Annotated in this window: 13 protein-coding genes; 7 read left to right on the forward strand and 6 right to left on the reverse strand. The window is 67.1% G+C overall.

Going from position 1 to position 14,867, the window contains the following annotated elements; genetic code table 11:
• The first annotated feature begins 100 nt into the window (after positions 1–100).
• From RF701_RS08760 to RF701_RS08775, 4 genes are all read left to right on the forward strand, one after another.
• Entirely contained in the window at positions 101–325 is a 225-nt protein-coding gene (locus RF701_RS08760; protein ID WP_210359234.1) for a hypothetical protein, read from the forward strand.
• A 117-nt stretch (positions 326–442) separates the two neighbouring features.
• Positions 443–3,256: an isoleucine--tRNA ligase gene (ileS, locus tag RF701_RS08765; protein WP_308814719.1), complete on the forward strand. Its 2,814-nt coding sequence runs from the start codon at positions 443–445 to the stop codon at positions 3,254–3,256.
• Positions 3,249–3,758 carry a signal peptidase II gene (lspA, locus tag RF701_RS08770; RefSeq protein ID WP_288934163.1) on the forward strand — a complete coding sequence of 170 codons (510 nt, stop codon included), beginning with the start codon at positions 3,249–3,251 and terminating at the stop codon, positions 3,756–3,758. The genes ileS and lspA overlap by 8 nt, the downstream gene beginning before the upstream one ends.
• The gene (locus RF701_RS08775; protein WP_203310126.1) at positions 3,751–4,161 is read left to right on the forward strand and encodes a DUF3035 domain-containing protein; all 411 of its coding nucleotides are present in this window, start codon (positions 3,751–3,753) and stop codon (positions 4,159–4,161) included. Before lspA ends, RF701_RS08775 begins: the two co-directional genes overlap by 8 nt.
• A 124-nt stretch (positions 4,162–4,285) precedes the next feature.
• Here the strand turns inward: RF701_RS08775 and RF701_RS08780 are convergent, their stop codons facing one another.
• The 4 genes from RF701_RS08780 to RF701_RS08795 form a co-directional block, all read right to left on the reverse strand.
• Positions 4,286–5,080, reverse strand: a complete 795-nt coding sequence (locus tag RF701_RS08780; protein ID WP_203310125.1) for a TorF family putative porin — start codon at positions 5,078–5,080, stop codon at positions 4,286–4,288.
• Positions 5,081–5,374: 294 nt separating this feature from the next.
• The gene (metC, locus tag RF701_RS08785; RefSeq protein ID WP_308814720.1) at positions 5,375–6,574 is read right to left on the reverse strand and encodes a cystathionine beta-lyase; all 1,200 of its coding nucleotides are present in this window, start codon (positions 6,572–6,574) and stop codon (positions 5,375–5,377) included.
• Positions 6,561–7,418 carry a 3-mercaptopyruvate sulfurtransferase gene (sseA, locus tag RF701_RS08790; protein ID WP_308814721.1) on the reverse strand — a complete coding sequence of 286 codons (858 nt, stop codon included), beginning with the start codon at positions 7,416–7,418 and terminating at the stop codon, positions 6,561–6,563. Before sseA ends, metC begins: the two co-directional genes overlap by 14 nt.
• 71 nt (positions 7,419–7,489) lie before the next feature.
• The gene (locus tag RF701_RS08795) at positions 7,490–9,037 is read right to left on the reverse strand and encodes a cryptochrome/photolyase family protein (RefSeq protein ID WP_308814722.1); all 1,548 of its coding nucleotides are present in this window, start codon (positions 9,035–9,037) and stop codon (positions 7,490–7,492) included.
• Between the two features lie 29 nt (positions 9,038–9,066).
• Here RF701_RS08795 and queF point away from each other — a divergent pair, with 29 nt between their 5' ends.
• From queF to RF701_RS08810, 3 genes are all read left to right on the forward strand, one after another.
• The gene (queF, locus tag RF701_RS08800) at positions 9,067–9,513 is read left to right on the forward strand and encodes a preQ(1) synthase (protein WP_308814723.1); all 447 of its coding nucleotides are present in this window, start codon (positions 9,067–9,069) and stop codon (positions 9,511–9,513) included.
• Positions 9,514–9,641: 128 nt separating this feature from the next.
• Positions 9,642–11,912 (forward strand): glycosyltransferase family 4 protein, encoded by a 2,271-nt coding sequence (locus tag RF701_RS08805; RefSeq protein WP_308814724.1) that lies wholly within the window; start codon positions 9,642–9,644, stop codon positions 11,910–11,912.
• 49 nt (positions 11,913–11,961) lie between these two features.
• A complete protein-coding gene (locus tag RF701_RS08810; RefSeq protein WP_308815644.1) occupies positions 11,962–13,245 on the forward strand; it encodes a glycoside hydrolase family 130 protein in 1,284 nt (427 codons plus the stop codon).
• A gap of 78 nt (positions 13,246–13,323) precedes the next feature.
• Here RF701_RS08810 and RF701_RS08815 read toward each other — a convergent pair whose 3' ends face one another.
• Together RF701_RS08815 and RF701_RS08820 are read right to left on the reverse strand one after the other, a co-directional pair.
• Positions 13,324–14,250 (reverse strand): bifunctional riboflavin kinase/FAD synthetase, encoded by a 927-nt coding sequence (locus RF701_RS08815; RefSeq protein ID WP_308814725.1) that lies wholly within the window; start codon positions 14,248–14,250, stop codon positions 13,324–13,326.
• 89 nt (positions 14,251–14,339) lie between these two features.
• Positions 14,340–14,807 (reverse strand): dihydrofolate reductase, encoded by a 468-nt coding sequence (locus tag RF701_RS08820; protein WP_308814726.1) that lies wholly within the window; start codon positions 14,805–14,807, stop codon positions 14,340–14,342.
• Positions 14,808–14,867: the final 60 nt, after the last annotated feature.

The following is a 14,867-nucleotide window of genomic DNA, read 5'->3' on the forward strand; positions in this document are numbered from 1 at the left end:
GTTTCGCCGTTCTGCCTGACGAACCCGGTGATCGCCTGCCCTCCCCCCCCCCGGACGGCGACCACCGGGTTCTATCGTATGCGTAGGATCAGGTTCGGACGTGACGTCGCAAGAAGAAGACCGTCGTCGCCTTGCCGCCATTGGGGAGGCGCTGCGCGAGGGCGTGGCCGTACCGACCGACACCTATATCACCGAAGACATCCCGCTTCTCCTCACGCTGCTGTCGAAGGTTGACCGTTTGCCACCGGTGCGTCGCCCCCGGCGCAAGGCGGATAACGCGGATGTGCCGCAGGTCAGTGACGACGACCGCCCGAACGCTCCTTGAGCGCCGGAGCGTACGCGCGCGTTATCCCCCGAACGGACGCCCGAATTATCCACCGAGCGAACGCGCGAATTATCCATAGTGAATGGTTCGTGGACTTGGTCTAAGACCGCCCGATCTATGACCGACGCATCCGCTGCTCCCGGCGCCGCACAAGACTGGCGCGACACCGTCTTCCTGCCCAAGACCGACTTCCCGATGAAGGCGGGGCTGGCCGCGAAGGAACCTGCGATCCTGGAGCGCTGGCAGCGGATCGGCCTCTACGACCGGCTGCGCGAAATCCGCAAAGGCCGCGAGCTGTTCATCCTTCACGACGGCCCGCCCTACGCCAACGGCGACATCCACATGGGCCATGCGATGAACAAGGTGCTCAAGGACATCATCGTCCGCACCCAGTCGCTGATGGGCAAGGACGCGCCCTATGTGCCCGGCTGGGACTGCCACGGCCTGCCGATCGAGTGGAAGGTCGAGGAGGCTTATCGCGCCAAGAAGCAGAACAAGGACGAGGTGCCGGTCGCACAGTTCCGGGCGGAATGCCGCGCCTATGCCGATCGCTGGGTCGACGTACAGCGCGGCCAGTTCCAGCGGCTGGGCGTCATGGGTGACTGGGCCGATCCCTATCTGACCATGAACTATGGCGCGGAAGCGGCGATCGTCGGCGAATTGCTGAAGTTCGCGGAGAGCGGCCAGCTGTACCGCGGCGCCAAGCCCGTCATGTGGTCGCCGGTCGAGAAGACCGCGCTGGCCGAGGCGGAGGTCGAGTATGAGGACATCGTCTCGACCCAGATCGACGTCGGCTTCGAGATCGACCATGCACCGGAAGCGGACATACTGGTCGGCACGACCGCGGTGATCTGGACGACGACGCCGTGGACGATCCCCGTCAACCAGGCGCTCGCCTACAATCCGGCGCTCGACTACATCCTGTTCGCCTGCGGCGGCCGGCGGTTCCTGGTCGAGGAAAACCTGATGCCCGCGTTCATGAAGCGCACGGGCATCAAGATGGAGGAATTCGTCGCGCTGGTGAAGGGCGCGGTGCTGGAGGGGGCGACCGCGCGGCATCCGATGCACGCGCTGGGCGGCTTCTTCGCCAGGCCGCGGCCGTTCCTGGCGGGCGACTTCGTGACGCGCGAGGCAGGTACCGGCCTCGTCCACATGGCGCCGGATCACGGCGAGGACGACTTCCTGCTGTGCAAGGCGCATGGCATCGACCCCGTCTTCGCGGTCGACGGCGCCGGCTTCTACCGGCCCGACTGGGCGTGGCTGGGCGGTCAGGGCAGCGTCATCAACAAGAAGTTCGTCGGCGCGGACGGTCCGATCTGCAACGATCTGCGCGAGGTCGGGGCATTGCTGTCCGCCTCCGACGATTTCGCGCACAGCTATCCGCATTCGTGGCGGTCGAAGGCGAAGGTGATCTTCCGCGCCACCCCGCAATGGTTCATCCCGATGGACCGCGCGATCCTGGGCGACGGTCCGGACACGCCGAGCAACGGCGCAACGCTGCGCGAAACGGCGCTCGACGCGATCGAGCATACCCGCTGGGTGCCGGAGCGCAGCCGCAACCGCATCCGTTCGATGGTGGAGGGGCGGCCCGACTGGGTGATCAGCCGGCAGCGCGCCTGGGGCGTGCCGATCGCGCTTTACGTCCATCGCCAGACCGGTGAGTATCTGGTCGACCCGGCGGTGAACGCGCGCATCGTCGCAGCCTTCGAGGCGGGCGGCGCGGACGCCTGGTTCACGGCGGACCATCAGGCGCTTCTTGGCCCCGACCATGATCTGGCGGAATACGAGGTGGTCGAGGACATCCTCGACGTCTGGTTCGATTCGGGATCGACGCACGTCTTCACAGTGGAGGCGCGCTATGGCGAGGACGTGCGCGCGAACCTCTATCTCGAAGGGTCAGACCAGCATCGCGGATGGTTCCAGTCGTCGCTGCTGGAAAGTTGCGGCACGCGCGGGCGCGCGCCCTATGACGCGGTGCTGACGCACGGATTCGCGCTCGACGACAAGGGGCGCAAGATGTCGAAGAGCCTCGGCAATGTCGTCGACCCACTGAAGGTGATCGGGGAAAGCGGCGCCGACATCCTGCGCATGTGGGTCGCCTCAACCGACTATTTCGACGACGTGCGGATCGGCAAGGAAGTGCTGGCGACCGCGTCGGACGCCTATCGCAAGCTGCGCAACACCTTCCGCTATCTGCTCGGCGCGCTCGACGGGTTCACCGATGCCGAGGCGGTCCCGGTCGCCAAGATGCCGGAGCTGGAGCGCTACATCTTGACGCTGCTGGGCCAGCTCGACGCCGACCTGCGCGAAGCGGCGGAAGGCTATGAGCTCAACCGCTACTTGCGTCGGCTGACCGACTTCGCCAACGAGGACCTGTCGGCCTTCTTCTTCGATATCCGCAAGGACTCGCTCTATTGCGATGCCGCGGACGATCCGAAGCGGCGTGCGTACCGCACCGTGCTCGACGTGCTCTTCCATGCGCTGGTCCGCTATGCCGCGCCGGTGCTCTGCTTCACCGCGGAAGAGGTGTGGCAGGCGCGCTTCCCGAGCGACGACCAGTCGGTGCATTTCCTGGAATGGCCGGACCTGCCCGCGGTGGCCGGGGACGAACCCCTGTCCACCGACTGGGCGGACGTCCGCGCTCTGCGCCAGACGGTGACCGAGGCGATCGAGCCGCTGCGCCGCGAAAAGACCGTGCGCTCCAGCCTGGAGGCGGAGGTGACGGTGCCTGATCTGCCACTGTCCGCCGAGGCGCTGGCCGAAACCTTCATCGTCGCCAAGGTGGCCGAGGCGGACGGCGTGTCGGTCGCGCGCACGGCCTATCACAAATGTGGGCGGTGCTGGCGGCACCTTCCGGAGGTCGGCGCGGACGGGGCGCTGTGCGACCGCTGCGCGACCGTCGTGGGAAAGGATGCCCCCTCGCATGCGTAAGCCGCCCTTGATCGGCCTCGCCGCGGCGGGATTGCTGTTCGTCGTCGACCAGCTCACCAAGATCGGCGTCACCCAGGGCCTGGGCCTCGACGCGCTGTCCGACGCGCGCGAGGTGACGCCCTTTTTCAACCTCCGCTTCGTGGCGAACCACGGCGTGTCGCTCGGCCTGCTGCATGCGGATACCGACCGGATGCGCTGGGCGCTCGTCGCGATGACCGGCGCGATCGCGGTCGCCGTGGCCATATGGATGACGCGCGAGACCCACCGTGCCGACAGGATCGCGCTGGGTGCGATCCTCGGCGGAGCGATCGGGAATATCGTCGATCGCGTCCGGCTGGGCTATGTCGTCGACTTCGCCGACCTGCATTTCGGCGACTGGCGGCCGTTCCTCGTCTTCAACGTCGCGGATGCGGCGATCACCCTTGGCGTGCTGGTGCTGCTTGTCCGCGCGCTCCTGATGCGCGACAAGCGCGACGCTGTTTCGGAGAATCCCCATGCGTAAGTTCGTTGCCGTTGCCACTGGCCTCGCCTGCGTCGCCCTTCTGTCCGGTTGCGGCAAGCGCGGCTACGACCGCGCGCGGCCCGACGAATTCGCCGTGGCGCGTCAGGCGCCGCTGGTGATCCCGCCGGATTATTCGCTGGTGCCGCCGCAGCCGGGCGCCGCGCGTCCGCAGGACAATGCCAATACCGCCCAGACGCTCGACGCGCTGTTCGGCGGCAATACGCAGCGCAGCCAGGGCGAGAATGGCGTGCTGCAGCAGGCGGGCGGCGATACGGCGGATGCCGGCATCCGCTCGTCCGTCGGCGACCCCGACACGAACGTCGTCGACAAGGGCGCGACGACCCGCGACATCGTCGCCGCGCCGCAGGGCGACGGCCAGGATGCGCGCGCCGCGGCGAAGTAAGCACCTGCTGAGCCTCTCCCCTTCGGGGGAGGGTTCTGGGGGAGAGGCGCGTCTCACCGAGACCGGCGCCCGGGTCTCCCCCACCTTGCCCCACCCTCTCAAGGGGAGGGGCGTTCCACGACGATCAGAAGCTCGTCCCGATATACGCCAACACGGTCGAACCACGCCCCAGACGCTGTGCGAAGCGGTTCTGGTTGCTGATGTCGGTCCCGACATAGCTGACACCGACCTTCAGCGGTCCACCCACCGCCTCTGCCGTCGCGGACCAGTCGAAATAATCGTCGTCGCGGCTGCCCGGGATGTTGAGCGAACCGAGCGATCCCTTCGAATAGCCCAGATGTCCCTTCAGCGTCACCGGCGTCGTCGGGATTCCGACGGACGCTTCGCCGTAGGCGTAGATGTTGCTGTCGTTGGTCGAGCGCACGTCGAAGCCCGACAGGCCCTTTTGCCCGTCCCAGGCATAAGCGACGCCCGCCTTGGTGGCGACCGGCCCGACCGTATAGGTGATCGAGGCATAGGGTTCGAAGAAGTCGGTCTTCTGCCCGCTGACGTGGCCGACGTAATAATAATAGAGCAGGCCGGCATCGACGCCGAAGCCGCCCTTCAGCGTCTTGGTGAAACCGCCGTAGAGGTCGACTTCCGCCTGGCCGTAGCCGGTTAGTGCGGGCGTGCGGCCCGAGCCGTCGATCGTCGACATGAAGGTGCCGACATAGAAGCCCGACTTGTGATTGAGGTTGAGCGTCGTCTGCAACGCGGGCCCGCTGTCGGTCTGCGTGGCGCCGCGGAAGCGATAGTCGCTGATCAACGTCGTGCCGCCCGACAGCTTGAGCGCGGGCGGTGGCGCGGTCTCGTCCTGAGCGAAGGCCGGCGCGGCGCTCGCCAGCGCAAGGCCGCCGAGCAGGATCGTGGTGAAGCGCATCGTGTCCCCTTTCGAATGGAAGATCGATGTCCCCGCCTGCATGGCCCGCCGGCTCGCGTCTGTCCGCCCCGCTGGGCGCGCACGATACTCGTCCGGGCTGTGTCGTGATGCGCTTTTATGGCGCGATGCACAACAATTTGTGAACATCATGCGACTTTTTCGTAACGCAATGTTGCCGAAAAGCCGCGCATGACGGGCAGTCGTGCCCCAAGGCGCGCGTTCCATCATGTAGAATAGGCTGGGAAAGCGGGTCGTTGCGGTGGTCCGGGAGCCGTCGTGGCAGCCGGCCCGCGATCAGGTCAGCGCGCGATAGGCCGCCAGGCCGCGTTCGAGATCGGCGATCAGGTCGCCCGGTGCCTCCAGGCCGATCTGGAGCCGTACGAGTGGGCCGGGAAACGCGCGACGCGCCACCGAGCGGATCCGCGCGACATCGACCGGGATCACGAGGCTCTCGTATCCGCCCCAGCTGTAGCCGATGCCGAACAGCGACAATGCGTCGATGAACGCGGCGCGTGCCGCCTCGTCGCCGCCGTTCAGCACGAACGAGAAGAGGCCGCTCGATCCCTTGAAGTCGCGCTGCCACAGCTCGTGGCCGGGGCAGCCAGGCAGCGCGGGATGCAGCACCTCCGCGACTTCCGGGCGCGCTTGCAGCCAACGGGCGATCTCCAGCGCGGACTGCTGATGCCGGTCGAGCCGCACCGCCATGGTGCGCAGGCCGCGGCTGCCGAGCCAGGCATCGTCGGGGCTCGTCACCTGCCCCAGCTGGTAGCTCGTGTCGCGCAGCGCGGCGTAACGGCCCTGCGAGGCGGTGACCGACCCCATCATCACGTCGGAATGACCGACGATATATTTGGTCGCGGCGAGGATCGAATAATCAACGCCATGCGCGATCGCCGGGAAAAAGAGCGGCGTCGCCCAGGTGTTGTCAAGCAGCGTCACGACCCCGCGCGCCCGGGCTGCCGCGACGATCGCGGGCACGTCCTGCACCTCGAACGTCAGGCTGCCCGGACTTTCCATGAAGATCGCGCGCGTGCGCTCGCCGATCATGTCCGCGATGCCGCCGCCGATCAGCGGGTCGTAGAAGCGTGTCGTGATCCCGAACCGCTTGAGCAGGCCGCTCGCGAGCCCCCGCGTCGGTTCGTAGGCGCTGTCGACCAGCAGCAGCTCGTCGCCCGGCGACAGCACCGCGAGCAGCGCGGCGGCGACCGCCGCGACGCCGGAGGGATAGAGGAAGGTCGCCTCCGCCCCCGGCTCCAGGCTCGTCAGGGCGTCCGCGAGGCTCCATTGCGTCGGCGTGCCGCGCCGGCCGTAATAGAGACGGTGATGCGTGTCCCCGTGGCCGTTGGCGCGCAGGTCCGCGATCGAATCGTAGAGGATGGTGGATGCGCGCCAGACCGGCGGGTTGACGATCCCGCCGGTCCATTCGGGGCGCCGCCCGGCCTGGACGACGCGGGTCGCATCGTCCAGCGGGCGGTCGGTATCATGCTCGTTCAAGGTCCCGTGCGGCTCCCATCGCCTTTGGTGTGGATCGGTCCGCGCCCCATTCCGACCAGCTGCCGTCATAGAGCGCCGCGTCGCGGCCGAGCAGGTGCAGCCCGAACGCGAGCGTGGAGGCGGTAATGCCCGACCCGCAGGTCAGCGCGATCGGCCTGTCGATATCGACGCCCGCACCCTCGAACGCGCTTTTGAGCGCGTCGCCCTGCTTCCAGGTGCCGTCCGCGTTGAACAGACCGGTGTAGGGCAGGTTGCGCGATCCCGGGATATGGCCCGCGTGCGTCGCCGGGCGCGGATCGGGTTCCTCGCCCGTGAAGCGGGCCGCGGAGCGCGCGTCGACCACCTGTTCGGCCCCGGTATCCAGGTTCGCCTTCATCTCGTCGAGCGTGCGCACGCCCTTTCGATCCTGCCAGGCGGTGAAATGGCGATGTCGCAGCGTCTCCTTGCCGGTCGCGACCTCGCGACCCTCCGCCTGCCACTTGGCGAGGCCGCCATCGAGGATCGCGACGTCGTGCGCCCCGAAGGTGCGCAGCATCCACCAGGCGCGCGCCGCCGTATGCCACGGCGAAGTGTCGTAGAGGACGATGCGGCTGCCGTCGCCGAGGCCGAGGCTCTGCATGCGGCTCGCGAACTTCTCCGCGCTCGGCAGCATCATTGGCAGATCGCTGTCGGTATCGCGCAGCTCGCCGAGGTTCATGAACACGGCGCCGGGAATGTGCGCCACTTCATATTCCGCCGCCGGATCGCGACCGAGCGCCGCGTCGACGTAGGTCGCATCGACGATGCGCAGGTCGCTCGCCCCCAGTTCGTTGGCCAGCCATTCGGTGGTCACCAATGCGTCCATGTCTCTCTCCATCCGTTACAAGCGTACAAGCGTCGGGCAGAAAACGCCTGGGGAGGAGGCCCGCGACGACATTAGTAGCCTGTGTCGCCGCTCGCGTCGAGGGATCGGAGAAAACCGTCAGCCTGGGTGCGCGTCGCCGCGCGGTCCTGTTCGCTCATCCGCGACCAGGTGCGGTACGGCATGCGCATCCGGGGATTGTCGCCGAGCCTGCCCTCGTGGCGGGCGATGAAATCCCAATACAGCGCGTTGAACGGGCAGGCGTCCGCACCGATCCGCTTCTTCACGTCGTAGCGGCAATGACCGCAATAATCGGACATGCGATCGATATAGGCCCCCGAGGACACATAGGGCTTGGTGCCGACGAGGCCGCCGTCGCCGAACTGGCTCATGCCCAGCGTATTGGGCAATTCCACCCATTCATAGGCGTCGACATAGACCTCCAGATACCAGCGATGCACCGCGGCCGGGTCGGCGCCGATCAGCAGGGCGAAATTGCCGGTGACCATCAGGCGCTGGATGTGATGCGCGTGCGCGGTGGCGAGCGTCTGGCCGATCGCCTCCCTCAGGCAATGCATGTCGGTGTCGCCCGTCCAGTACCAGCCCGGCAGCGCACGGTCGTGGCGCAGGAAATTGCGCGTCACATAGTCTGGCCCCTCGCGCCAGTAGATGCCGCGCATGAACTCGCGCCAGCCGATGATCTGGCGGATGTAGCCCTCCACCGCGTTGAGCGGCGCGCGACCGGCGCGATATTCGGCCTCCGCGCGGCGACACAGGTCGAGCGGATCGAGCAGGCCGGCGTTGATATAGGGCGACAGGATCGAGTGCCACAGATGCCGCTCTCCGGTCAGCATCGCATCCTCATAGTCGCCGAACTTCGGCAGGGCTTCCGCGAAGAAATGCGCGGCCTGCGCTTCCGCATCGGCCGCGGTGACTCCCCAGGCAAAGCCGTCGAGACTGCCCGGATGGTTGCCGAAGCGGCGCTCGACCAGCGCGATGACGTCGCGGGTGATCGCATCGGGCCGGAACGCCAGCGCTTTCGGCACGAACAGGCCACCGCCGGGCGCAGGCTTTCGGTTTTCCTTGTCGAAATTCCATTGCCCCCCTTCCGGCTTGCCGTCCGTCATCAGCAGGCCGGTGCGGCGGCGCATGTCGCGATAGAAGAATTCCATCGTCAGCTGGCTGCGTCCGTCCGCCCAGGCGGCGAAGTCGGCGTGGGTGCACAGGAACCGGTCGTCGATGCGAATGTCGACGGGCACGTCGAACCGGGTCGCCCAGCTTTCCAGCATCGCGGCGACGCGCCATTCGCCCGCTTCGGTCACGACGATTCGCGCCGCGTCGTGCCGATGCAGGGCGCGTGCGACCTCGGCGGTAAAGCTGCCGCCGTTTTCGGGGTCGTCGAGCGCGACGTAATCGACCGTCCAGCCCGCCTCGCGGAGCGCGGCGGCGTGATGGCGCATCGCGGACAGGATGTAGGCGAGCTTCTGCTTGTGATGGCGGACGTAGCCGGTCTCCTCCGCCACCTCCATCATCAGCACCACGGTCCGTGCCGGATCGGCGCCGGCCAGCGACGAAATCTGCGGACTGAGCTGGTCGCCAAGGATCGGAACGAGCGTTTTCATTGCGGCACGAAGCTCCTACATGCGCGGCCATGACCCCGATGCATCTCGGCCAGACGAGCCACCTACCCGCCTCCCCGGAAGAGGCCATCCTGGATTATGTTCCCAATCCGCGCCCCGGCACGCTCTATTGCGTCCGGTTCGTCGCGCCCGAGTTCACCTCCCTGTGCCCCGTCACCGGCCAGCCCGACTTCGCGCACCTGGTCATCGACTATGCGCCGGACGCGACGATCGTCGAATCCAAATCGCTCAAGCTGTTCCTGGGATCGTTCCGCAACCACGCCGCCTTCCATGAGGACTGCACCGTCGGCATCGGCCAGCGCCTGTTCGAAGAGATGAAGCCGACATGGCTACGCATCGGTGGCTATTGGTATCCGCGCGGCGGCATCCCCATCGACGTCTTCTGGCAGAGCGGCCAGCCGCCGGCCGCGCTCTGGCTCCCCGACCAAGGTGTCGCGCCTTATCGTGGAAGGGGTTGATCTGCCTCAACATTGTAGCTGCCGCTGCATTGCAGCAATACTGCAACTTTTGCCCCCCTCGCGTGTTCAGCTTTTCGTAAGGTTCACGGCAGGTCCGGGAGCCTTTTTGCGGTAGCGAAGGGTTTGGCATGGCGGGCAACGCGGCGACGGGCGATATCAAACATCTGGCGATGATCGGCAATTTCCTGCCGCGCCAATGTGGCCTGGCAACGTTCACGACCGACGTGTGGCAGGCGATGCACGATCGTTTTCCCGACGTGCAGGTCGACGTCTATGCGATGGACGATCACCCCGGCCGCTACGCCTATCCCCCCGCCGTCACTGCCGCGATCCCGCAGAACGAGCTTTCCTGCTATATCGAGACCGCCCGCCGTATCGAGACGAGCGGCGCGCAGGCGATCTGGGTCCAGCACGAATATGGCATCTACGGCGGGCCGGCGGGCGAGCACCTGCTGTCGCTGCTCGACCGCACCACCCTGCCCGTCATCGCGACGCTGCATACCGTGCTGGAGAAGCCGAACGCCGACGAGCGGCGTGTCATGGAGGGGCTGCTGCGCCGCTGCGCCAAGGTCGTCGTGATGGCCGAGCGCGGGCGCGAAATCCTGCGTCGCGTCTATGGCGCCAACCCGCGCCAGATCGCCATGATTCCGCACGGCGTGCCCGACCGCGCCTTCGTCGATCCCGATCAGCTCAAACCGCGGTTTGGCTGGGAAGGCCGCGAGGTCGTGCTGACCTTTGGTCTCCTCGCGCCAAACAAGGGCATCGAGACGATGATCGAGGCACTGCCCGCCGTCGCCGAGAAGCACCCCGATCTGCTCTACGTCGTGCTGGGCGCCACGCACCCCAATCTCGTCGCGCATGAGGGCGAGGCGTATCGCGATCGGCTGAAGGCCCTGGCCGCCGACCTGGGGATCAGCAAGAACGTCGCCTTCATCGACGGATTCGTCGAGCACGACGAACTGATCGAGTACCTGCAGGCGGCCGATATCTACGCGACGCCGTACCTGAACCCGGCGCAGATCACGAGCGGGACGCTGTCCTACGCGGTCGGGGTCGGCAAGGCCGTGATCTCGACGCCCTACGTCCATGCCACGGAAATCCTTGCCGACGGTCATGGCATCCTGGTCGATTTCCGCGACGTCGCCGCCTTCTCGCGCGAGATCGAGCGGCTGCTGGCCAACAGCCGCGACCGCATGCGGCTCGCGCGGCGTGCCTATGACCGGGGGCGGACGATGATCTGGCCGCGCCTCGCCGAGGCGACGCTGGCGCAGGTGGAGGCATCGGTTGCCGCCCACCCTCGCAAACTCAATCAGGCGCAGCCCAAGCTTCGTCCGCTCGCGCCGAACTTCGCCGCGGTCGAGCGGATGAGTGATGCCACGGGCATGCTCCAGCACTCGATCTATTCGGTACCCGACCGCCGCCACGGATATTGCATCGACGACAATGCGCGCGCGCTGATGCTGATGAGCGCGATCGACGACATCGATCCGGTGACGCGTGACAAGTGGACGACGGTGTATGCCTCGTTCCTGCAATATGCCTGGAACCCCGAGGCACGCCGCTTCCGCAACTTCATGAACTTCGACCGCACGTGGTGCGAGGACGTGGGCAGTGAGGATTCGAACGGCCGCACGGTTTGGGCGCTGGGGGTCACCGCGCGCGATGCCCGCGAGCCGAAGCACCGCGACTGGGCGAAGGCCATGTTCGACGCAACCGCCAGTTGCGCGCTCGACCTCGGCTCGCTGCGGGCGCAGTCGTTCGCGATGCTGGGCGCGGCGGCGATGCTGGAGGCCTCGCCGGGCCACGAACTGGCGCGGACCATCCTGGAACGTTTCCCCGATGATCAGCTCGCGCTGCTCGAAGAGGCCCGCCGTCCGGAATGGCAGTGGTTCGAGATCGTGCTCGCCTACGACAATGCGCGACTGCCGCAGGGTCTGATCCAGGCCGGCATGGCGCTGGGCCGGCAGGAGCTGGTCGCGTGCGGACTGGAGACGCTCGACTGGATCGTGGCGAAGCAGACCTCGCCCGAGGGGCGCTTCCGCGCCGTCGGTACCGAGAGCTTCCACCGTCCTTATGCGGAACCGCTGCAGTTCGATCAGCAGCCGCTGGAGGCGCAGGCTACCGTCGACGCCTGTGCCACCGCCTATGCGGCGACGGGCGACGGGCGGTGGCTGGTCGAGGCCGAGCGCGCCTATGCCTGGTATCTCGGGCAGAACGACCTCGACCTGCCGCTGGCGACGAGCGCCGATGGCGGCTGCTTCGACGGGCTGATGCCGACGGGTCTCAATCGCAACCAGGGCGCCGAGTCCATTTTGGCGCTGCAACTGGCGAATTGTGCGATTTCGGCTCTTGGAAAGTCTGCCCAAGGCGTGGCAGGGACCGGCCGCGTCGTCGCGTGATCGATCCTGCGGCGACGGCCTGTAACGACCGGTGAGGCTGTACCCCGCGATGGAGTTGTTCAACCACGAGCTGCGGCTGCACGCGGATCCCTCGCGCGTCGTCGTGCGTCCCTTCCACATCGCCTGGGGCGGCAAGGGCGGTGCGCCGAACCGGACCGAGCGTCTGGTCGGCGAAGTGCTGAAGATGATGCCGCAGCAGGCGCGCGACGAACTCGAGGTCGTGCTGAAGGATTTCGAGGCGCGCCACTGGCAGACGCGGCGCGTGTTCATGACGCGCTACGACGAGATCGCGGACCTGCTCGGTCTCGACGGCAGCGAGATCGGCGACGAGAAGCGCCAGCTGATCGGCGCCTATTTCTGTCACGAATACAGCTATGCCGCCGCGGCGCTGATGAACCCCAGCGCCGTGCCGCATTTTGACCAGTCGGGCATGCCGGCCGGATCGATGCGCATCCTCATGTCGCTGCGTTCGGTCGGCGAGGGTCACATCAGTTCGGTCGCCTTTCGCGAAGGCATCATCACCGACCAGAACCAGCTGAAGCTGGCGCCCGAGCCGCCCTTCGCCACCGCCGCGGACGTCGCGGAAGCGATGGAAGACGAGATGCCGGAAGGCCCCGTCACCGTCTATCGCCATCGCGACTCGACGCTGTCGGGCACGGTGATCTTCCCGATCACCAGCGCGCAGTCGAAGGGGCTGGAGGATCTGCGCATCGTGCATTTCCAGCACGACGACGGCAGCTTCGAGTGGATCGGCACCTACACCGCCTACAACGGGTCGGTGATCCAGTCCGAGCTTATGCGCACGCGTGATTTTCGTGCGTTCGATCTGGTGCCGATGTCCGGCCCGGCGGCGCGCAACAAGGGCATGGCGCTCTTCCCGCGCAAGGTCGGCGGCCAGTATATGATGATCGGGCGGCAGGACGGTGAAAACCTGTTCCTGCTCAAATCGGACAGTCTCGAGCATTGGGACGAGGGCGAGAAGATCCTGACGCCCGTCTATCCCTGGGAATTGGTGCAGATCGGCAATTGCGGGCCGCCGATCGAGCTCGACGAGGGCTGGCTGCTGCTGACGCACGGTGTCGGCGCTATGCGCAAATATTCGATCGGCGCGGTCCTGCTCGACAAGGACGATCCCGCCAAGGTGATCGGCCGCACCGTAGAACCCATACTGGCGGCGAAGGATCAGGATCGGGAGGGCTATGTGCCCAACGTCGTCTATTCGTGCGGCGCGATCCGCCACGGCGACACGTTGTTCCTGCCCTATGGCATCGCCGACAGCTCCGTCGGCTTTGCGTTCGTCAAGATCACGGAGATGCTCGCCGCCATGGCGTGATCGCGCCGGCGTGTCGGACCGGGTGACCAGGGGCGGATGCCGCGTCCCTGGCTCGCGCCCCGACACCGGCGCCGCGCGTCAGGCGCCCAATATCGTCCTGGCGCGCTCGCAATCCGCGTCCATCTGGCGGACGAGCGCGTCGAGATCGTCGAATTTTGCCTCTGGCCGAAGATAATCCACGAGCGCGACCTCGATCGTCTGGCCATACAGGTCGCCCGCGAAGTCGAAGAAATGGGGCTCGAGCAGTTCCTTCGGCGGATCGAACGTGGGGCGGATGCCAAGGTTCGCCGCGCCCTTCAGCATGGTTCCGTCCTGCAGTCGTCCCGTCACCGCATAGATGCCGTAGGCCGGCCGCAGATATTTGCCCATGTCCAGGTTTGCGGTCGGATAGCCGATCGTCCGGCCGAGTTTGTCGCCGTGCTGGACGACACCCTCGATCGCGAACGGCCGGGTGAGCAGCCGTGCCGCGCCGCGCATGTCGCCCGCGCGGAGTGCCTCACGGATGCGGCTGGACGAGACCGCGGCGCCCTCCAGCATGACGGGCGCGACCGTCTCGGCGGCGAATCCCAAGGCGTCACCGAAGATCGCGAGATCGGCCACGGTGCCGCGCTTGCCCCTGCCAAAGGTGAAATCCTCGCCCGTGACGACGCCCTTGACCCGAAGCAGGTCGAACAGGCGCAGCATGACGAAGTCCTCGGCCGACAGCGACGCGAGCGCGGCGTCGAAATGGAAGACGATCATCGCATCCACACCGGCGGCCGCGAACAGCCGCCCGCGCTGGTCGAGCGTGGTCAGCCTGAACGGCGGCGTCTCGGGCCGGAAGTGCCGTACGGGATGCGGATCGAACGTCGCGACCAGCGCCGGGCGGCCTTCTGCGCGCGCGCGCGCGACGGCCCGGCCGACAACCGCCTGGTGACCGAGGTGAAATCCGTCGAAATTGCCGAGCGCGACGATGCCGCCGGCCAGATGCGGCGGAATGGCCGAGCCGCCGTCAAGCCGCTCCATGACGGCGCGTCCTAGGGGAGGACGGCGGGCGACTCAATGCCCGGCGGCGCCCCCGCGGCCACCGAACGTCGGACGGGAAAGGCGCGGCCTCATTCCCGCGCCAGCGTCACGAAACTATAGGCCGGCCGTCCCTCCGACGCGGGATGATCCTCGCGCGCTACCTCACGAAAACCGGTGAAGGGGGGCACCACGGCGTCCCCCTCGAAGTCGCCATGCACCTCCGTCAGCGCGATGCGATCGGGCGCGAACAGCGCGAATATCTCCGCGCCGCCGATCACGGCGATGTCACCCTCGCCCGCCAGCGCGAGCGCCTCCTGCGTGCCGTGCGCCACCTCGGCGCCAGGCCGTACCCAGCGGCGATCGCGCGTCAGCACGATGTGCCGCCGGCCCGGCAGCGGCGCCGGAAAGCTCTCGAACGTCTTGCGGCCCATGATCATCGGCTTGCCCATCGTCATCACCTTGAAATGCCTGAGGTCGGCCGGAAGGTGCCAGGGCAGCTGGCCATCGCGGCCGATGACGCCATTGGCGGCGCGGGCGAGCACGAACAGGATCGTCATGACGTCGCCCCGCACAGCACCTGCCTCGCGGCATGCGATGCCGCGGCGTCGATCGCGCTG

This window comes from Sphingomonas sp. GV3, from assembly GCF_031082075.1.
GTDB classification, from domain to species: Bacteria; Pseudomonadota; Alphaproteobacteria; order Sphingomonadales; family Sphingomonadaceae; genus Sphingomonas; species Sphingomonas beigongshangi.

Bases quoted from the DNA above. Each gene is read 5' to 3' on its own strand.
- RF701_RS08810 (WP_308815644.1), top strand. From the start codon at position 11,962: ATGGAGTTGTTCAACCACGAGCTGCGGCTGCACGCGGATCCCTCGCGC.
- RF701_RS08780 (WP_203310125.1), bottom strand. From the start codon at position 5,080: ATGCGCTTCACCACGATCCTGCTCGGCGGCCTTGCGCTGGCGAGCGCC.
- RF701_RS08805 (WP_308814724.1), top strand. From the start codon at position 9,642: ATGGCGGGCAACGCGGCGACGGGCGATATCAAACATCTGGCGATGATC.
- RF701_RS08775 (WP_203310126.1), top strand. From the start codon at position 3,751: ATGCGTAAGTTCGTTGCCGTTGCCACTGGCCTCGCCTGCGTCGCCCTT.
- RF701_RS08815 (WP_308814725.1), bottom strand. From the start codon at position 14,250: ATGGAGCGGCTTGACGGCGGCTCGGCCATTCCGCCGCATCTGGCCGGC.
- sseA (WP_308814721.1), bottom strand. From the start codon at position 7,418: ATGGACGCATTGGTGACCACCGAATGGCTGGCCAACGAACTGGGGGCG.
- RF701_RS08795 (WP_308814722.1), bottom strand. From the start codon at position 9,037: ATGAAAACGCTCGTTCCGATCCTTGGCGACCAGCTCAGTCCGCAGATT.
- RF701_RS08820 (WP_308814726.1), bottom strand. From the start codon at position 14,807: ATGACGATCCTGTTCGTGCTCGCCCGCGCCGCCAATGGCGTCATCGGC.
- queF (WP_308814723.1), top strand. From the start codon at position 9,067: ATGACCCCGATGCATCTCGGCCAGACGAGCCACCTACCCGCCTCCCCG.
- ileS (WP_308814719.1), top strand. From the start codon at position 443: ATGACCGACGCATCCGCTGCTCCCGGCGCCGCACAAGACTGGCGCGAC.
- lspA (WP_288934163.1), top strand. From the start codon at position 3,249: ATGCGTAAGCCGCCCTTGATCGGCCTCGCCGCGGCGGGATTGCTGTTC.